Genomic DNA, 15,965 nt, shown 5'->3' with positions numbered 1-15,965 from the left:
GGGCGCAGGGCCGGCCGCACGGGTCACAGGTTCTCGACGGTCTTCACCACCTCCTCCATCTCGTGTCCCAACTGCTTGTTCCTCTCCGTCACCTTGTCGTACTCACCCATCCAGTCGCCCCGGTCCTGTTCGAGCCGGCGGACCTTCCGTTCGAGGCGCCCTCAACAGCGTTGCTGCCGTGTGGGGTTGAGCAGGGCCAGGCGGATCACGATTGGGTAACGGCGAGCGCTTCCTCTTGTCGACCCAATTGTTAGCGCTAACAATCTCACCGGAGTGAAACAGCGGTGTCACCTCCGGTTCACACGAGCCACCTGGGAGCGGCGCCGCCCGACCACTCACGAAACCGGGCGGCGCACTCCCGCCGTCACGTGCCGCACTCGGAAAGAGACAGTCAGTCGGGCGTCCTTGCCCCTTCTGCGTCGTGCGGCACTGACCGTGTCCCCGTCCCATCGAGACCGAGCCCGCCCGCCACCCCAGTTCCTCCCTTCGCCCTGTGCATGTACAGAACGATCAGGAGATGTCCATGTCCGCGCTTCGCGCCCGGCTGTCGGTGATGCTGCTCGCCGTCTGCCTCCTCTTCACAGGCCAAGCCCTGTCCACAGCCCAGCGGGCGGCTGCCGCCGATCCCGGCTACCTGATGGTCCACTTCACCGGCGATTCCGCGACCGGTCAGATGCTGTACCTCGCGCACAGCACGGACGGCCTGCACTGGAACGACCTCAACGGCGGGGCACCGGTCCTGAACTCCATGATCGGCACGAAGGGGGTGCGCGACCCCGCACTGGTGCGCTCTCCCGACGGCAGCCGGTACTGGATCATCGCGACCGACCTGTGCATCCGCTGCGGCTCGACCTACCAGAACGGCAGCCCCAACTTCGTGGTGTGGGAGTCGACGGACCTGGTGACCTGGTCCAAGCCGTGGCTGCTCGGCGCCGCCGGACTGATCCCCGGCGGGAAGAACGCCTGGGCGCCAGAGGCGATCTGGAACCCCGAGACCAACGACTACGTCCTGTACTGGGCGACGAACGCCACCGTGAACGGCATCCTCAAGTACCGCATCTACTCCGCCCGCACCACGGACTTCCGCACCATCACCACCCCGCAGATCTGGATCGACCCGCCCGGCAGCACCCCGGTCGTCGACACCCAGATGACCGAGGTGCCCGCGGGTACCGGCCCCTACCGTTACCTGAGGGTCTCCGGCGACGGCCAGAACAACGTCGAGGGCAGCAACTCGATCCTGGGGACGTGGACCAACCTCGGCAACCTCTCCAGCATCGGCCTCACCGGCAACGTGGTCGAAGGCCCGGTCTGGATGAAGTTCAGGGACCGTGCCGAGTGGGCCCTCTACATCGACTACAACAACCCGCAGGGCGTACGCGAGTACAGGCCGATCCTGACGACCAACCCGTTCGACGTCAGCACCTACCGGATCCAGCCGACAACCAGCTACGACATGGGCGGCACCCCGAAGCGCCACGGCGCGATCATGACCCTCACGGCCGCCGAGGAGAGCCGCGTGCTCTCCCGCTGGCCCAACACCCCGGCCCAGCGGCTCCAGTCGTACAACTTCCAGGACCGGTACGTGCGCCAGATCGACTTCGACGTGCGCATCGACCCCAACGTCACCCCCGCCGGGGACGCCCAGTTCCGGCTGCGGCCGGGTCTCGCGGGTACCGGCACCGTCTCCTTCGAGTCGGTCAACTACCCGGGCTACTTCCTGCGCCACGCCAACTACGACTTCCAGCTGGTCCGCAACGACGGCAGCGCCCAGTTCGCCGCGGACGCCACCTTCAACAAGGTCGCCGGCCTCGCCGACTCCACCTGGTCGTCCTTCCAGTCGTACAACCACCCGGACCGCTACATCCGCCACTACGCCTACTACCTGAAGCTCGACCCGATCACCACCGCGACGGGACGCAGTGACGCCACCTTCCGCGTGACGAGCTGACCCGCATCGCCAGGAGTGCCGGCGCCTCCAGGTCGGCGCCGGCGCGGATGCGTCACCCCAACCCGCCACGTCCGAACGGCCGAACAGCATGAATGCGTCCGCTCACCCTCATACCCCCGCCTGATGAAGGAGTCCTTCATGATCAAGCCACCGTGGATACGCAGTGTCAGACGCGCGCTGCTCGCGGCCGGTGCCACCGCCGCCCTCGCCGCCGGCCTGCTCACCGCCACGGCCGCCCCCTCGCAGGCCGCCACCCAGGGGCCGTGCGACATCTACGCCGCGGGCGGCACCCCCTGCGTCGCCGCGCACAGCACCACGCGCGCCCTGTACGGGGCGTACAACGGCCCGCTCTACCAGGTCAAGCGCGCTTCCGACAACGCGACCAGGGACATCGGCCTGCTGAGCGCAGGCGGATACGCCGACGCCGCGCAGCAGGACTCCTTCTGCGTGAACACCAGCTGTGTCATCACCGTCATCTACGACCAGTCGCCCAAGGGCAACAACCTCACCCAGGCGCTCAAGGGCCACTGGCCCGGTCCGGCCGAGAACGGGAACGACAACCTGGCCAACGCCTTCGAGGCGCCGGTCACCGTCGGCGGCCACAAGGCGTACGGCGTCTACGTGGCCCCAGGCACCGGCTACCGCAACAACAACACCAACGGCATCGCCACCGGCGACCAGCCCGAAGGCATGTACGCCATCTTCGACGGCACGCACTACAACGCCGGCTGCTGCTTCGACTACGGCAACGCCGAGACGACCGGCAACGACGACGGCAACGGCACCATGGAGGCCATCTACTTCGGCAACAGCACGGGCTGGGGCTCCGGCAGCGGTACCGGCCCCTGGATCATGGCCGACCTGGAGAACGGCCTGTTCTCCGGGGTCAACCGCGGCGTGAACGCGGGCGACCCGACCATCAACCACCGGTTCACGACCGCCATCGTCAAGGGCGGCCCGAACCACTGGGCCATCCGCGGCGGCAACGCCCAGTCGGGCGGTCTGTCCACCTTCTACGACGGCGTGCGCCCCAACGCCACCGGCTACAACCCGATGAAGAAGCAGGGCGCGATCATCCTCGGCATCGGCGGCGACAACAGCAACACCGGCCAAGGCACCTTCTACGAAGGCGTCATGACCCAGGGCTACCCCACGGACGCCACCGAGAACGCCGTCCAGGCCAACATCGCCGCCGCCGGCTACGACAGTGGCTCGACCGGCACCGGAACCCTCACCCCCGGCTCCCGGATCTCCCTGCAGGCCACCACCTCGCCCTGTTGCACCTCCCACTACCTGCGCCACAACAGCGCCGACACCAAGGTCGTCATCTCCAGCATCAACTCCGCCAGCCCGGCCACCGACAAGGCCGACGCCACCTGGATCGTCCGCGCCGGACTGGCCAACACCTCCTGCCTGTCCTTCGAATCCGCCGACAAGCCCGGCCGGTTCCTGCGCCACTCCAACTACCAGCTCTACCTGAACACGGACAACGGCGGCAGCTCGTTCGCCAAGGACGCCACCTTCTGCCCCACCGCGGGCAACAGCGGCGTCGGCACCTCCTTCCAGTCCTCCAACTTCCCGACCAAGTACATCCGCCACTACAACTACACGGCCTACATCGCCGGCAACGGCGGCACCAACGCCTGGGACAACACCAAGTCGTGGGCCCAGGACACCAGCTGGCTCACCGCGGCTCCCTGGAACTGACGAGGGACCGAACCCGTGGGCGGCTCCTGGCCGGGGCCGCCCACGGGTTCTCCATCCGCCCGCACCTTCCTACGTCCCGGAGGCACCAGATGAGCGCAACACCCCTCCCGTCGCGCCGGTTCTTCCTCGGCATGGCCGCGGCCGTTCCGCTGTCCACCACCGGCGTGCTGACCCTCGGCAGCCGGTCCGCGAGCGCCGCGACGACCTCCCCGTTCGTCATGGCCTACTTCACCCAGTCACCGAGCAACCTCGGCACGGACTACGGCCTGCACCTCGCCGTCAGCACCGACGCGCTGCAATGGATGCCGCTGAACCAGAACAACCCCGTCGTGACCCCGACCGCGGGCGACGGCGGTCTGCGCGACCCCTTCATCCTGCCCAAGCAGGACGGCACCTACGTCGTCATGGCGACCAACCTGAAGGGCACCGACTGGACCAAGAAGAGCCCCTACATCCACGTCTGGGACTCCGCCGACCTGCACTCCTTCGACAACTACCGCCTGCTGAAACTGCACGACATGGCCACCCACACCTGGGCGCCCGAAGCCTTCTGGGACGCCTCCCGCGGCCAGTACGCCATCATCTACTCGGCCGTCAACAGCAGCGGACACAACGTGATCATAGTGAACTACACCACGGACTTCCGGACCGTGACGTCGCCGCAGGTCTTCTTCGACCCCGGCTACGACATCATCGACGGCACCCTGGCCAAAGACCTGAACGGCGTCAACTACCTGTACTACAAAGGCCACAACAGCCTCACGGGTGCGAAGTCCACCTCCCTCGCCCCCGGCAGCTTCACCCAGTTCACCTCGGGCCTGGCACCCCAGGGAGGCATCGAGGGCCCGATCCTCGCCCAGGCCGCCGGCACCTGGTACCTGTGGGGCGACGCCAACGCGCTCTTCTACACCTGGCAGACCAGCGACCTCTCCACCGGCACCTGGACCGCCACCGACCGGCGCGTCTACACCCAGCCGCTGAACTCCAAGCACGCCGACATCAAACCGATCCCCCAGACGGTGTACGACAACATGGTCGCCAAATGGGGAAAGCCGGCCTGGAACCGGCTGAAGTCCTACAACTTCCCGAACAGATACTGGCGGCAGGCCGACAGCATCGGCCGCATCGACCCGTACCCGTTCGACCCCTACACCGACTCGGAATGGAAGGTGGTGCCGGGACTGGCCGACTCCTCCGGCATCTCCTTCCAGTCCGTCACCGACCCGACCCGCTACCTGCGGCACGCCTACTTCCAGCTGCGACTGGACACCAACGACGGCACCGCGAAGTTCGCCCAGGACGCCACCTTCCACAAGACGGCCGGGCTCGCCGACCCGTCCTGGTCGTCGTTCCGCTCGCACAACTACCCGGACCGCTACATCCGGCACTACGACTACGTGCTCCGCATCGACCCGATCTCCACCACCACCGGCAGGGCCGACGCCACGTTCTCCGTCTGGTACTGAGGCCGCGCGCCGCTCCGACTCCCGCGGGGGCACAACCGCAGCAACATGCTGATGACGGCAGCCGGGCCGGCACGCTCGCATGGAAGTACGCCACTACGCCGGGGAAGCCGTCGTCCACACCGATGAGGCTACGTACGAGTGCCGGTCCGTCCTGCGCTCGCTGGCCGAGCTGGCAGCCCCCAAGGTGTCCGAGCACCTGGGACCGCACCATCGGCAAGCACACCGCGCCGTTCCTGCCGTACGGCCTCGACGGAGCCCAGCTCGGCATTGCAGATCCAGGGAGCGCGGCGGTGTCCGGTAGCGGGGAAGCGCGGGCGGCCCAGTTCGCCGTAGCCCGGGCGGTACAGCTCGACGTCCGGCCCGTGAGCGGCTTGCCTTCCCCGTCAGGGCGAGGACGTAGGACAGGCCGCGCTCCTGCAGGCCGTGGCGGAAGGGCGTGTCGGCGCCGTAGCCCGCGTCGGCCACCACCACCGGCGCCTTGAGCCCCCAGTCCAACACGTTGTCCAGCAACCCGAGGGCCGGGCGCCACTTCTCCAGGTGGACGGCGCCCTCGGGGGCACCGCCCCGGCGGCAGCGGGCGGGGTCGTCGGTCCACTCCCGGGGCAGGTGCAACTGCCAGTCCAACGGGCACGACGCGCAGTTCGTGGCAGCGTGCACGCTCACCGCGACCTGGCAGTTCGCCCGCTTCCCCAGCGCTCCGCAGTGCGGCTGGGCCCTCCGGCCGAGGCCCGGCCGCACATGGGGACCGACGCGCCGTAGACCAGACACATCACCTACGAACTCCGCCAACTCACCCCGGAGCCGCTTCACATCCCCCAACTTCACACCCAGAAGATGCCCACCAACAGGAAAGATCGCTTGCTGAATTGCTGGCGGCTCCAGACGGCGTTCTGCCGGGCGAGGGCGAGCAGGGTGACAGCACGGGCCTGGCCGGAGCCGGCGGGCAGTGGTTGGTCTCGATCGTCTCCAGATCCTCCGCCTCATCCAGAACACCCCTGTAGGTGAGGATGCGTCCTCAGCCTCACCGACGTCCTCGGCCGGCGTCAACCCACCGTCAGCCACCGCCGCAAGACCATGACCAACGGCCGGACTCTTCACCCGCGAAGGCTGCGGCTCCTGGGCCTGGTGCACCGTCAACCAGCACGGACTCGACGCGGTCCGCGACATCCTCCGCCGGCCATCGAGTAGGACTCGAAGATCAAACCGGAACCCGCACCGAGACCACCTCTGAATCCCGAGTTGTGTACGAGTTCTCTGTGGGGCTCATCCAGGATTCCGCGAATCCGCCGACCGTCGCCGATCGGGCGAACAGCACCACCTCGCCCTCGCCGCGCTCCTCGCGCAGTCGCTCGACGACCCAGGCGGTGGGCGCCTGGGCCGGTGAAGCCGACCAGCGCCGTGCCGGGCTGCCACAGGTTCCACAGCCGGGCGAGCACGTCCTCAGGTCGGGCGAGCGCTTCTTCTTCGGAGGGCAGCCATGGGCGAGCAACTCATTGTGGCAGGCGGCCGAGGACATGCAGAGTGACAGGTATGGGGGAGAGCGACGTGTCCCCCGGCGCCACGCGCTCTCCCGTTGCGTTCGGGGTCAGTGGAGTGCGACTGCGGTCCAGGACACCGGCGGCAGTTCGATGGTGAGCACGCCGTCGGTCAGGGTGGCGTTCGGGTTGGTGCGGGGGACCACGCGGTCGGGTTCGGCGAGGGTGTTCTTCGCGTACACGTCCTGGTCGGCGAGCGTGAGCGCCTCGAGGATGCGCGAGGAGCCCAGGCTGCGGACGTCGACGGTGACCTGGGTGGGCTGCGAGAGGCCGCGGTTGACGAGGAAGAGCGCGGACCGGTCCTCCTCGACGGTGGCGACGGCGTCGATGACGGCGGCCTCGCCGTAGCGTGCCGTGGTGTAGGTCGGCGACTCGATCGCGGGGCGGATCACCTCGCCGGCGGCGAGCCGGCTGGTGATCGAGAACGGGTAGAAGGAGGTCTGCCGCCAGGCCGGGCCGCCGGGCTCGGTCATGATCGGCGCGATCACGTTGACGAGTTGCGCGAGCGAGGCCGAGGTGACGCGGTCGCTGCGCTTGAGGAGGGTCATCAGCAGGTTGCCGACGACGACGGCGTCCGCCACCGAGTAGACGTCCTCCAGCTGCCGGGGGGCGTGCCGCCACTCGTCGTTGACCTCGTCGGACTCATGGAACTCCTTTTGGTACCAGACGTTCCACTCGTCGAACGAGATGTTGATCTTCTTGTTGGAGCGCTTCTTGTATCCCACGTGGTCGGCGGTCGCGACGACGGTGTCGATGAAGTAGTCCATGTCGGTCGCCGCGGCGAGGAAGGAGCCGAGGTCACCGTCGAGCTCCTGGTAGTAGGCGTGGCAGGAGACGTAGTCGACGTGGTCGTAGGTGTGCTCGAGCACCGTGCGCTCCCAGTCGCCGAAGGTCGGCATCCAGGAGCCGGAGGAGCCGCAGACCACGAGTTCGAGGTCCTTGTCGGCCATCTTCATCGCGCCGGCGGTGCGGGCGGCGAGCTTGCCGTAGTCCTCGGCGTTCAGGAAACCGGTCTGCCAGGGCCCGTCCATCTCGTTGCCGAGGCACCACATGCGGATGTTGTGCGGCTCCGGCGTGCCGTTGGCGATGCGCAGGTCCGAGAGCGCGGTGCCGGACGGGTGGTTGGCGTACTCCAGCAGGTCGAGGGCGCTCAGGATGCCCCGGGTACCGAGGTTGACCGCCAGCATCAGCTCCGAGCCGGTGAGCTTGAGCCATGCCGCGAACTCGTCCAGGCCGACCTGGTTCGACTCCAGCGAGTGCCAAGCCAGATCGCGGCGCACCGGGCGCTTGTCGCGCGGGCCGATCGAGTCCTCCCAGCGGAAGCCCGAGACGAAGTTGCCGCCCGGGTAGCGGATCGTCGTGCTGCCGAGCTCACGGACGAGGTCGACGACGTCCATGCGGAAGCCGTCCTTGTTCGCGCTCGGGTGCTCCGGTTCGTAGATCCCGGTGTAGACGCAGCGGCCGAGGTGCTCGACGAAGGAGCCGAAGGTACGGCGCCGGACCGGAGCGACGACGGCCTGCCGGTCCAGAACGATGTGAGCGCGGTGCAATGCGGTGGTCCTTTGCTGTGAGGTGCGGAGTCGGGTGGCGGATGTCCTACTTGACGGCGCCTGCGGTCAGGCCGTTGCGCCAGTACCGCTGGAGGCTGATGAAGGCGACGAGCAGGGGGATCAGCGACAGGGCCGCGCCGGTGATCGACAGCAGCGGGGGCACGCCGCTGGCGAACTCCGAGCGCCACTGCACCAGTCCCACCGTGACCGGCTGCAGGGAGGGGGAGTTGAGCATGAGTGAGGGCAGCAGGTAGTTGTTCCAGATGCCGACGAACTGGAACAGGAAGACGGTCACCAGTGCCGGGGCCATCAGCGGCAGGGCGATCCGGAAGAAGGTCCGCCGTTCGCCTGCTCCGTCGAGCCGTGCGGCCTCCAGCAGTTCGTCCGGGACGGACGCCGCGGCGAAGATCCGGCACAGGTAGACGCCGAACGGGCTGACACAGCTGGGCAGCAGCACCGACCAGTAGGAGTTGGTGAGGTCGAGCTTGGCCATGAGCAGGAACAACGGCAGGGCGAACATCGGCGCCGGAATGAGTACCGAGGCGAGGATGACGTTGAACACGCTTTCCCGACCGCGGAAGCTGAACTTGGACAGCGCGTAGCCGGCCATCGCGGACAGCAGGGTGCTGACGGTCGCGCCGACGAGGCTGTACAGCGCGCTGTTGGCGAGCCAGGTGGAGAATATGCCGCCCTCGAAGCTGAACACGGTTCTGACGTTGGCGACCAGGTCGAAATGGGAGAACCACAGCGGCGCACCGGTGTAGAGGTAGCCCGAGCCCTTGGTCGCGGAGACGAACAGCCACCACAGCGGGATCAGCGTGTACAGGGCCATCAGGCCCAACACCCCGTTGACGGCGACCTTGCTCGCGATCTCGGTACCGCGGGGGGCCCGTCGGGTCGGTCGGCCGGCGTGAATCACGCTCATGCCATCGCTCCCTTGCGCTGGGTGTACTTGAGGAATCCGAACGAGAGCACGAGGGTGAGCAGCGCGAGCACGACGGACTGGGCGGCGGCCAGGTTCTGGCCGCCCAGGTCCATGCCCAGGGTCGTGTTCATGATCGGGGAGAACTTCGGCGAGACGCCCGGGATGCGCGCGCCGACCAGCACCGCCGGCTCGGTGTACAGCTGCGCCGTCCCGATGATGGAGAAGACCGTGGTCAGCACCAGCGCGGGACGCACCAGCGGGATCTTCACCGCCCACGCCAGGCGCCATCCGGTGCAGCCGTCGAGCGCGGCGGCCTCCATCACCTCGGCGGGGATCGTCTGCAGCGCGGAGTAGATGATCAGCATGTTGTAGCCGGTCCAGCCCCACGTGATCATGTTCCCGATCGAGACCGGAACCCACGACGGCGACAGGAAGTCGACGTCGATCCCGAGGTGGGACAGCGGTCCGGTGAACGGTGACAGGCTCTTCGCCAGGAGGAAGGACCACATCACCGCGGCGATCGCACCCGGCAGCGCGTAGGGCAGGAAGAACGCGAGTCGGAAGGTCCTCCGCAGCCGGGCCGAGCGGGAGTCCATCAGGAGCGCGAGCAGGAGGGCCAGGCCGAGCATGACCGGGACCTGGACGCAGCCCAGCAGCACGACCCGGACGATCGACGCGAGGAAGTCGTGGTCGCGGAAGACGTCGGCGTAGTTGGACAGTCCCGCGAACTCCGTGGACTGCGCACCGCCGAACAGCCCGGCGCGGTGGACGGTGAAGAAGCTCTGGTAGATCGCGTAACAGATCGGCGCGACCATCATGGTCAGGAAGAGCACCGCGAACGGCGCCAGGAAACCCGACGCGGTCCACGCGGTACGGCGGCCGGCGCGCCGAGGCCGGCCGGCCGGGGAGACGCGGGGGGTGACCGCGGGCGCCGGCCGCGGCGGCGACGCGGTCCGGGTGCTGCTGGGACTGCTCATGGAAACCTCGCTGGGCGGTTCGTCGTCAGGGAGCGGGTTCCCGCGGCGCCGGGTACGGGCGGCCGCGGGAACCCTTCGGGGCGGCTCGAGTCCCGCCGCCTCAGCCGTTGGTCACCGACAGTCCGAGCTGCTTGATCGTGGCGACCGTCGAGGCCTGGACCTTGGCGACCGCGTCCGGATAGGTGCCGGAGCCGATGGCACCGGTGAGGTCCGTCTCGACCTGCTGATAGGTCGGGCCGTTGGTCCAGGTGGTGGGGACCTGCGCGGCGGAGGCCTTGTACAGGTCGCCGACCTTCTGGCCGCCGAAGAACGGGTCAGCCGCCGCGAGCGACGGGTCGTCCTGTCCTGCCTTCGACGCCGGGTACAGCCCGGCGTCGATGCCCGTTTTCACGGCCTGCGGGTCGCTGGACAGGAACGCGGCGAACTGCGCGGCTTCGCGGGGTGTCTTGCACCCGGTCATCACCGAGGTGGCCGAGCCGCCGTTGCTGGAGCTCTTGCCGTCGCCGGCCTCCCAGGTCGGCATCGGGGCGACCGCCCACTTGCCGGACTGGTCCTTCAGGTCCGACTTCAGGCCGCCGGCGGCCCAGGACGCGTTGACGAACGTCAGCACCTTGCCTTCTTCGGCGGCCTTGTTGAACTGCGGGTCCCAGGCGTTGCCGGTCTTCGTCACCAGACCCTTGTCCTTCAGCTCCTGCCAGAAGGCGGCGACCTTCCGGGTGCCGGGGTTGTCGATGCTGACGGTCCAGCTGTTCCCCTGGGTCGAGTACCAGGACTGGCCGGTCTGCAAGCTGTAGGCCGCCAGATCGTTGCCCTCGCCGGGCGCGGTGCCGAACTTCACGCTCGGATCGGCGGCGGCGACCTTCTCGGCGTCGGCCTTGTACTCGGCCCAGGTGGCCGGCGGGTTGGTGATGCCGTACTTGGCGAAGAGGTCGCTGCGGTAGAAGAGGACCATCGGGCCGACGTCCACCGGGATGCCGTAGATCTTGCCGCCGATACTGGAGGCGGAGACGGCCGACGGGAGGTACTTGGCCGTGTCGGCGCTCGCGTACCGGGTGATGTCCATGACCGTGTTCTTCACGAGCATCGACGGGATGGCCTGGTACTCGATCTGGGCCAGGCACGGGCCCTTGCCGGCGGTGATCGCGTTGCTGATCTGGGTGTAGCCGCCCTTGCCACCCGACGGGATCTTCTTGAAGGTGACCTGGCTGTCCGGGTGGGCCGCGTTCCACTGGTCGACGATCTTCTCGTACGGGGCCCAGCCCCAGAACTCCATGGTCACCGGCCCGGCCTGGCTCTTCTCGCCGTTGGCGGAGGAGCTCTTGGTGCTGCTGCACGCGCCGAGGCCGGCCACGAGGAGCGCCGAGGTGGCGAACGCCAGGAGTCTGCGGGTGCGTATGGTGGTGCTGTTCATGTGAGGAACCCTTTGGTCACGGTGAGTGGGGGGCCTTGCAGGACGGCTGGTGGGCGGGCGGGCAAGGCCCGCCTACCAGCTGGTTCGGAACTCCACGCCGAACGCGGTGGGGACCGCGGCCAGGACGGACGGTGCCGAGGGGCCCGGTCCGCAGGCCGCGCTGCCCAGGCCGTGGTGCGCCTGGTCCAGTTGCAGGTGCAGCCGGCCGCCGGGGACCAGGTCGTGCTGGTGGGCCGCGGCGGTCAGGGCCTCGGTGCTCCAAGGGCGCACGGTCAGGTCGATGACCGGGGTGCCGGTGATGAGCAGGGTGCCGTCCGGGACGGTGATCCGGGCATGGCGGACGTGGTGGCGGTTGCCGTTCTCCTGCGGGCGGACGTACGGGGTCTGCATCGCCGAGACGGCCGACCGGTAGCGGCCGACACGCGCCGCAGCGCGGGAGTCGCGGTAGGCCTCGCCGGGGCCGGGGCCGAACCACTCGACCTCGGCATCGGTGCCGGGCAGCGACATCGCGACCCCCAGCCGGGGCAGCGGCACCGGCCAGGCGCCGTCGGGGGTGACGGTGGTGTTCAGCCGGAGCCGGATCCCGTCCCCGCCGGGCCCGTCGCAGGCCGTCCAGCGGTAGACCACGTCGAGCCCGGAGGAGGATCCGGCGGCGGCGAGCCGGGCGGTGACCGTGAGCCCCGATGCGTCGGGCTCGACGCGCAGGACCTCGTGGCGCATCCGGTGCAGTCCGGCGGCGAGCCAGGCGTTGATCTGTGGCTCGCCGAACGCGCTGAGCCGGTCGTTGTCGGTCGGGGCACGCCAGACGTCCAACCGCGGACCGTCGAGCTCCAGGTCGCCGAGCCGGACCAGCAGACCGCTGCGCGCGTCGAACCGCGCGGCGCCCAGTGCGAGGTACCCGTCGTGAACGGTCGCCGCCACCGGGGCGAACGGGACGGGCGAGCTCGCCGGAACGACCAGCCCCTGGCCCCAGGCGACCTCGTGGCCGGCCCCGGCCCAGCTCTCGTCGGCGGCGAGCACCGCGGTCACGGTCAGCCACACCTCCTGGCCCGATCCGTTCTTACGCGCGGAGTCGAGCGCGGCGGTGAGGTCGACGGGCCACTCGACGGTGCCCGTCGCGCCCGGTTCGGTCGCGGGGACGGTCAGGCTGCCGGAGCCGACCGGCTCTCCGCCGGCCTCGACGGTCCATCGGAAGTCCAGGTAACCGCTGTGGCGGACGTGGTGCAGGTTGTGCACGGCGATCCGCCGCGCCGCCGGATCGAGGTGAATCCGGACCGGCTCGACGACCTTCTTGTACTCGACCAGGCCCGGCGACGGCGTGCGGTCGGGGAACAGCAGCCCGTCGGCGACGAAGTTGCCGTCGTGGACCTCCTCCCCGAAGTCGCCGCCGTAGGCGTAGAAGGACCCGTGGTCGTCCGGCCCGGCGCGCCGGAGGATCCCGTGGTCGAGCCACTCCCAGATGAACCCGCCAGCCAGGCGCGGGTGCGCCTCGATGACCTCCTGGTACTCGGACAGCCCGCCGGGGCCGTTGCCCATGGCATGCCCGTACTCGCACAGCACGACCGGCAGGGAACGGCGGTGGGCGTCGTTGGCCGGGTCGGCGGTCGGGGGTTCCTGGCGACGCCCTGCGGCGGCCAACTCGTCCAGGCCGATGTACATGCGGGAGTACAGGTCGACGTAGGAGCAGCTCGCCCAGTCGCCTTCGTAGTGGATCAGGCGGCTGTCGTCGCGCTGCCTGATCCATGCGGCCGCGGCGGCGAGGTTGGCTCCGGTGCCGGACTCGTTGCCCAGCGACCAGACGATGACCGAGGGGTGGTTCTTGTCCCGTTCCACGAGCCGCGCGGCCCGGTCCAGGTAGGCCTCGCGCCAGGCGGGGTCGTCGCTGGGGTTGCGCCGCCAGCTGCCGGGCTCGAAGCCGTGCGTCTCGAGGTCTCCCTCGCAGAACACCCACAGCCCGTGTTCGTCGCACAGGTCCAGGAAGCGGTGGTCGGGCGGGTAGTGGCTGGTGCGCACCGCGTTGATGTTGTGCCGCTTCATGAGCAGCACGTCGGCTGCCATGGTTTCCTCGGTCAGGGTCCGGCCCGTCAGCGGGTGCCATTCGTGGCGGTTGACGCCCCGCAGGGAGATCGGCCGGCCGTTGGCGGTCAGCACTCCGTCCACCACGGCGACCGTGCGGAAACCGATGCGCAGCGGGATCCGCTCCCCGGCCTCCGAGACCAGTTCGCCGGAGTACAGGCGCGGGTTCTCGTCCGACCAGGGCTCGACACCGTCGACCGTGTGCGGTCCGGCCGGGTCGGCGGCGGTGATGCCGAGTTCGGGCACCGACAGCGACACCCGGCTCGAGGCGGTGACGTCGACGGCCAGAGTGCCCCGGCCCGTGGCGTGGTCGTAGCCGACTCGAACGAAGTAGTCCTCGACACCGCGGGCGGCCACGGTCACCGACCGGAAGATCCCCGACAGCCACCACATGTCCTGGTCTTCCAGGTAGCTGCCGGACGACCACTGGTGCACGCGCACCGCGAGCACGTTCCGGCCCGGCCGCAGTGCGGCCGAGACGTCGAACTCGGTCGTCAGCCGGCTGCCCTTGCCGTCGCCGAGCCGGACACCGTTGAGCCAGACCGCGAACGCGGAGTCGACGCCCTCGAACCGGAGCACCGCGGCCGCCGCCGGGAACCCGTCCGGGACCTCGAACGCGCGGCGGTACTCGCCGGTCGGGTTGTGCCGGGGCACCCGCGGGGGGTCGACCGGGAACGGGTAGAGGATGTTGGTGTAAGCGGGGGCGCCGTAGCGGGGCTCACCGGGTAAGCCGGTCATCTGCCAGCAGGACGGCACGGCGAGCAGGTCCCACGCGGTGTCGTCGAAGTCCGGTGCGGCAAGGTCCCCGGTGAGGTCGTCCAGCCCTGACGCCAACCGGAACCTCCAGTCGCCGTCGAGCGCGATCACGGGCAAGTCGGAGGTGAAGGCGGCACGCGGCCGCAGCCGTCCGGTGCCCGGCGACCGGTCATCGACGTAGGCGTGGGGGTCGAGGTCGTTCATCGGAGGTCGCGTTCCTCTCGGGGCTGGTCGGTCGCGCGGGGCGGGGCGCTGCTCGCCCGGACGGTCAGGGTCGGGCGCAGCAACGAGATGACGTTGGTCGGGGGCCGGCCGGAGTCGACGGCTCGCAGCAGCAGTTCGACGGCCTGCTGGGCCATCTCGCGCTTCGGGAAGGTGACCGTGGTCAGCGCCGGTTCGATCCGGCCGACCTGGGCGATGTCGTCGAAGCCGACCACACTGACGTCCTCGGGCACCCGTCGGCCGGACCGGATCACGGCCTCGATGGCGCCGAGGGCCAGGACGTCGTGGGTGGCGAAGATCGCCGTCAGCCCCGGATCGGCGTCCAGTGCCGCGCAGGCCGCGGCGTACCCGCCGGCGGCGTCGTCGCTGGTGCGGGTGAACACCATGCGGTCGTCGATGGTCAGCCCGTCGGCGGCGAACGCCCGGCGCAGCCCGCCGACGCGCAGCGTGTGCGCGGGGAGGTCGGCGATCACCGCGACGTTCCGGTGGCCGAGTTCGCGCAGGTGGCGCCCGGCCAGGAAGCCGGCGTGCTCGTAGTCGATGGACACCACCGGGAGCGTCGTCGGCGGATCGCCCTCCCAGGCGAACAGCGCGACCGGGAAGGCGGCCGCGGTGAGCATCGGCAACTGCTGTTCGACACCGTAGTCCCCGGCGACCAGCAGTGCGTCCACGGAGCGCGCGGCCAGGTTCTCCAGGTGGACCCGGGTGTAGTCGGGGTCCTCGCGCGTCGTGGCCAGCAGCAGGTTGTACCCGTGGCCGACCAGGACGTTCTCCACCTCCTCGACCACTTCCGAGTAGAACGGGTTGGCCACCGACGGCACGAACAGCCCCACCGTCGAGGTGCTGCCCGTACGCAGCGAACGCGCCACCAGGTTCGGCTTGTAACCGAGTTCGGCGATCGCCGTGTTCACCTTCGCCAGGGTCTCCGGCCGCACCTTCTTGCCGGCCACCACGTTGGAGACGGTCTGCTTGGTGACTCCAGCCCGCGCAGCCACCTCCGCCATTGTCACCACGAGCACTCCTGAACTTTTATCGATCCACGAAAGTGGCGTCAGCGTAGACCGCGCCCCGCGCCAGGGCAAGGCATCGCCAGAGAGCCGTAATCCAGCCGTGACGAAGGCTCGTGGGAGACAGTGCACGTGGAACCCCTGGCAGCGCCTCGGAAGCGTGCGGACCGTTGACGGCCCGGGAAATGCGCCATTAACATCCCCGCCACGCCGGTCACGTGGATCGGTCAACGATGCGGAGCCGCCCTGGCGCGCCGCGTCAACCCATCACTCCGTCACCCGCGCCATCCCGCCGAATGCGTCGTGGTGGCCCTCTCGGTCGCGACAGCCCCCACTCACCGCAGCTCGCGGCGGTGTCGCGAATTCTCCCGGCCGTCCCCAG

At 69.3% G+C, this 15,965-nt stretch carries 10 protein-coding genes; 3 read left to right on the top strand and 7 right to left on the bottom strand.

Going from position 1 to position 15,965, the window contains the following annotated elements:
• Positions 1-523: 523 nt before the first annotated feature.
• The 3 genes from AB0M03_RS21020 to AB0M03_RS21010 all read left to right on the top strand — a co-directional run bounded on the left by AB0M03_RS21020 (position 524) and on the right by AB0M03_RS21010 (position 5,124).
• The gene (locus AB0M03_RS21020; RefSeq protein WP_363493079.1) at positions 524-1,951 is read left to right on the top strand and encodes a glycoside hydrolase family 43 protein; all 1,428 of its coding nucleotides are present in this window, start codon (positions 524-526) and stop codon (positions 1,949-1,951) included.
• A gap of 138 nt (positions 1,952-2,089) precedes the next feature.
• On the top strand, positions 2,090-3,658 hold the full coding sequence (locus tag AB0M03_RS21015; RefSeq protein WP_363493078.1) for an alpha-L-arabinofuranosidase B: 1,569 nt from the start codon (positions 2,090-2,092) through the stop codon (positions 3,656-3,658).
• 89 nt (positions 3,659-3,747) lie between these two features.
• On the top strand, positions 3,748-5,124 hold the full coding sequence (locus AB0M03_RS21010) for a glycoside hydrolase family 43 protein (protein ID WP_363493077.1): 1,377 nt from the start codon (positions 3,748-3,750) through the stop codon (positions 5,122-5,124).
• 93 nt (positions 5,125-5,217) lie between these two features.
• Here the strand turns inward: AB0M03_RS21010 and AB0M03_RS21005 are convergent, their stop codons facing one another.
• The 7 genes from AB0M03_RS21005 to AB0M03_RS20975 all read right to left on the bottom strand — a co-directional run bounded on the left by AB0M03_RS21005 (position 5,218) and on the right by AB0M03_RS20975 (position 15,580).
• Positions 5,218-6,108, bottom strand: coding sequence for a transposase (locus AB0M03_RS21005; protein ID WP_363493076.1), 891 nt, complete (start codon positions 6,106-6,108; stop codon positions 5,218-5,220).
• A 601-nt stretch (positions 6,109-6,709) separates the two neighbouring features.
• Positions 6,710-8,209 (bottom strand): alpha-N-arabinofuranosidase, encoded by a 1,500-nt coding sequence (locus AB0M03_RS21000; protein WP_363493075.1) that lies wholly within the window; start codon positions 8,207-8,209, stop codon positions 6,710-6,712.
• 46 nt (positions 8,210-8,255) lie between these two features.
• Positions 8,256-9,134: a carbohydrate ABC transporter permease gene (locus tag AB0M03_RS20995; protein WP_363493074.1), complete on the bottom strand. Its 879-nt coding sequence runs from the start codon at positions 9,132-9,134 to the stop codon at positions 8,256-8,258.
• On the bottom strand, positions 9,131-10,111 hold the full coding sequence (locus AB0M03_RS20990; RefSeq protein ID WP_363493073.1) for a sugar ABC transporter permease: 981 nt from the start codon (positions 10,109-10,111) through the stop codon (positions 9,131-9,133). Before AB0M03_RS20990 ends, AB0M03_RS20995 begins: the two co-directional genes overlap by 4 nt.
• Before the next feature lie 100 nt (positions 10,112-10,211).
• Complete coding sequence (locus AB0M03_RS20985; RefSeq protein WP_363493072.1) at positions 10,212-11,522, bottom strand: sugar ABC transporter substrate-binding protein; 1,311 nt, start codon at positions 11,520-11,522, stop codon at positions 10,212-10,214.
• A gap of 72 nt (positions 11,523-11,594) precedes the next feature.
• The gene (locus AB0M03_RS20980) at positions 11,595-14,558 is read right to left on the bottom strand and encodes a glycoside hydrolase family 2 TIM barrel-domain containing protein (protein WP_363493071.1); all 2,964 of its coding nucleotides are present in this window, start codon (positions 14,556-14,558) and stop codon (positions 11,595-11,597) included.
• A complete protein-coding gene (locus AB0M03_RS20975) occupies positions 14,555-15,580 on the bottom strand; it encodes a LacI family DNA-binding transcriptional regulator (RefSeq protein ID WP_363493090.1) in 1,026 nt (341 codons plus the stop codon). Before AB0M03_RS20975 ends, AB0M03_RS20980 begins: the two co-directional genes overlap by 4 nt.
• Positions 15,581-15,965 lie beyond the last annotated feature (385 nt).

It is taken from the genome of Kitasatospora sp. NPDC051914, from assembly GCF_040680995.1.
Classification (GTDB): domain Bacteria; phylum Actinomycetota; class Actinomycetes; order Streptomycetales; family Streptomycetaceae; genus Kitasatospora.
Note: the sequence above shows the minus strand (reverse complement) of the source record. Positions and strands in the feature narration are given on the sequence as shown.

Bases quoted from the DNA above. Each gene is read 5' to 3' on its own strand.
- AB0M03_RS21020 (WP_363493079.1), top strand. From the start codon at position 524: ATGTCCGCGCTTCGCGCCCGGCTGTCGGTGATGCTGCTCGCCGTCTGC.
- AB0M03_RS21015 (WP_363493078.1), top strand. From the start codon at position 2,090: ATGATCAAGCCACCGTGGATACGCAGTGTCAGACGCGCGCTGCTCGCG.
- AB0M03_RS21010 (WP_363493077.1), top strand. From the start codon at position 3,748: ATGAGCGCAACACCCCTCCCGTCGCGCCGGTTCTTCCTCGGCATGGCC.
- AB0M03_RS21005 (WP_363493076.1), bottom strand. From the start codon at position 6,108: ATGAGGCGGAGGATCTGGAGACGATCGAGACCAACCACTGCCCGCCGG.
- AB0M03_RS20995 (WP_363493074.1), bottom strand. From the start codon at position 9,134: ATGAGCGTGATTCACGCCGGCCGACCGACCCGACGGGCCCCCCGCGGT.
- AB0M03_RS20990 (WP_363493073.1), bottom strand. From the start codon at position 10,111: ATGAGCAGTCCCAGCAGCACCCGGACCGCGTCGCCGCCGCGGCCGGCG.
- AB0M03_RS20985 (WP_363493072.1), bottom strand. From the start codon at position 11,522: ATGAACAGCACCACCATACGCACCCGCAGACTCCTGGCGTTCGCCACC.
- AB0M03_RS20980 (WP_363493071.1), bottom strand. From the start codon at position 14,558: ATGAACGACCTCGACCCCCACGCCTACGTCGATGACCGGTCGCCGGGC.
- AB0M03_RS20975 (WP_363493090.1), bottom strand. From the start codon at position 15,580: ATGGCGGAGGTGGCTGCGCGGGCTGGAGTCACCAAGCAGACCGTCTCC.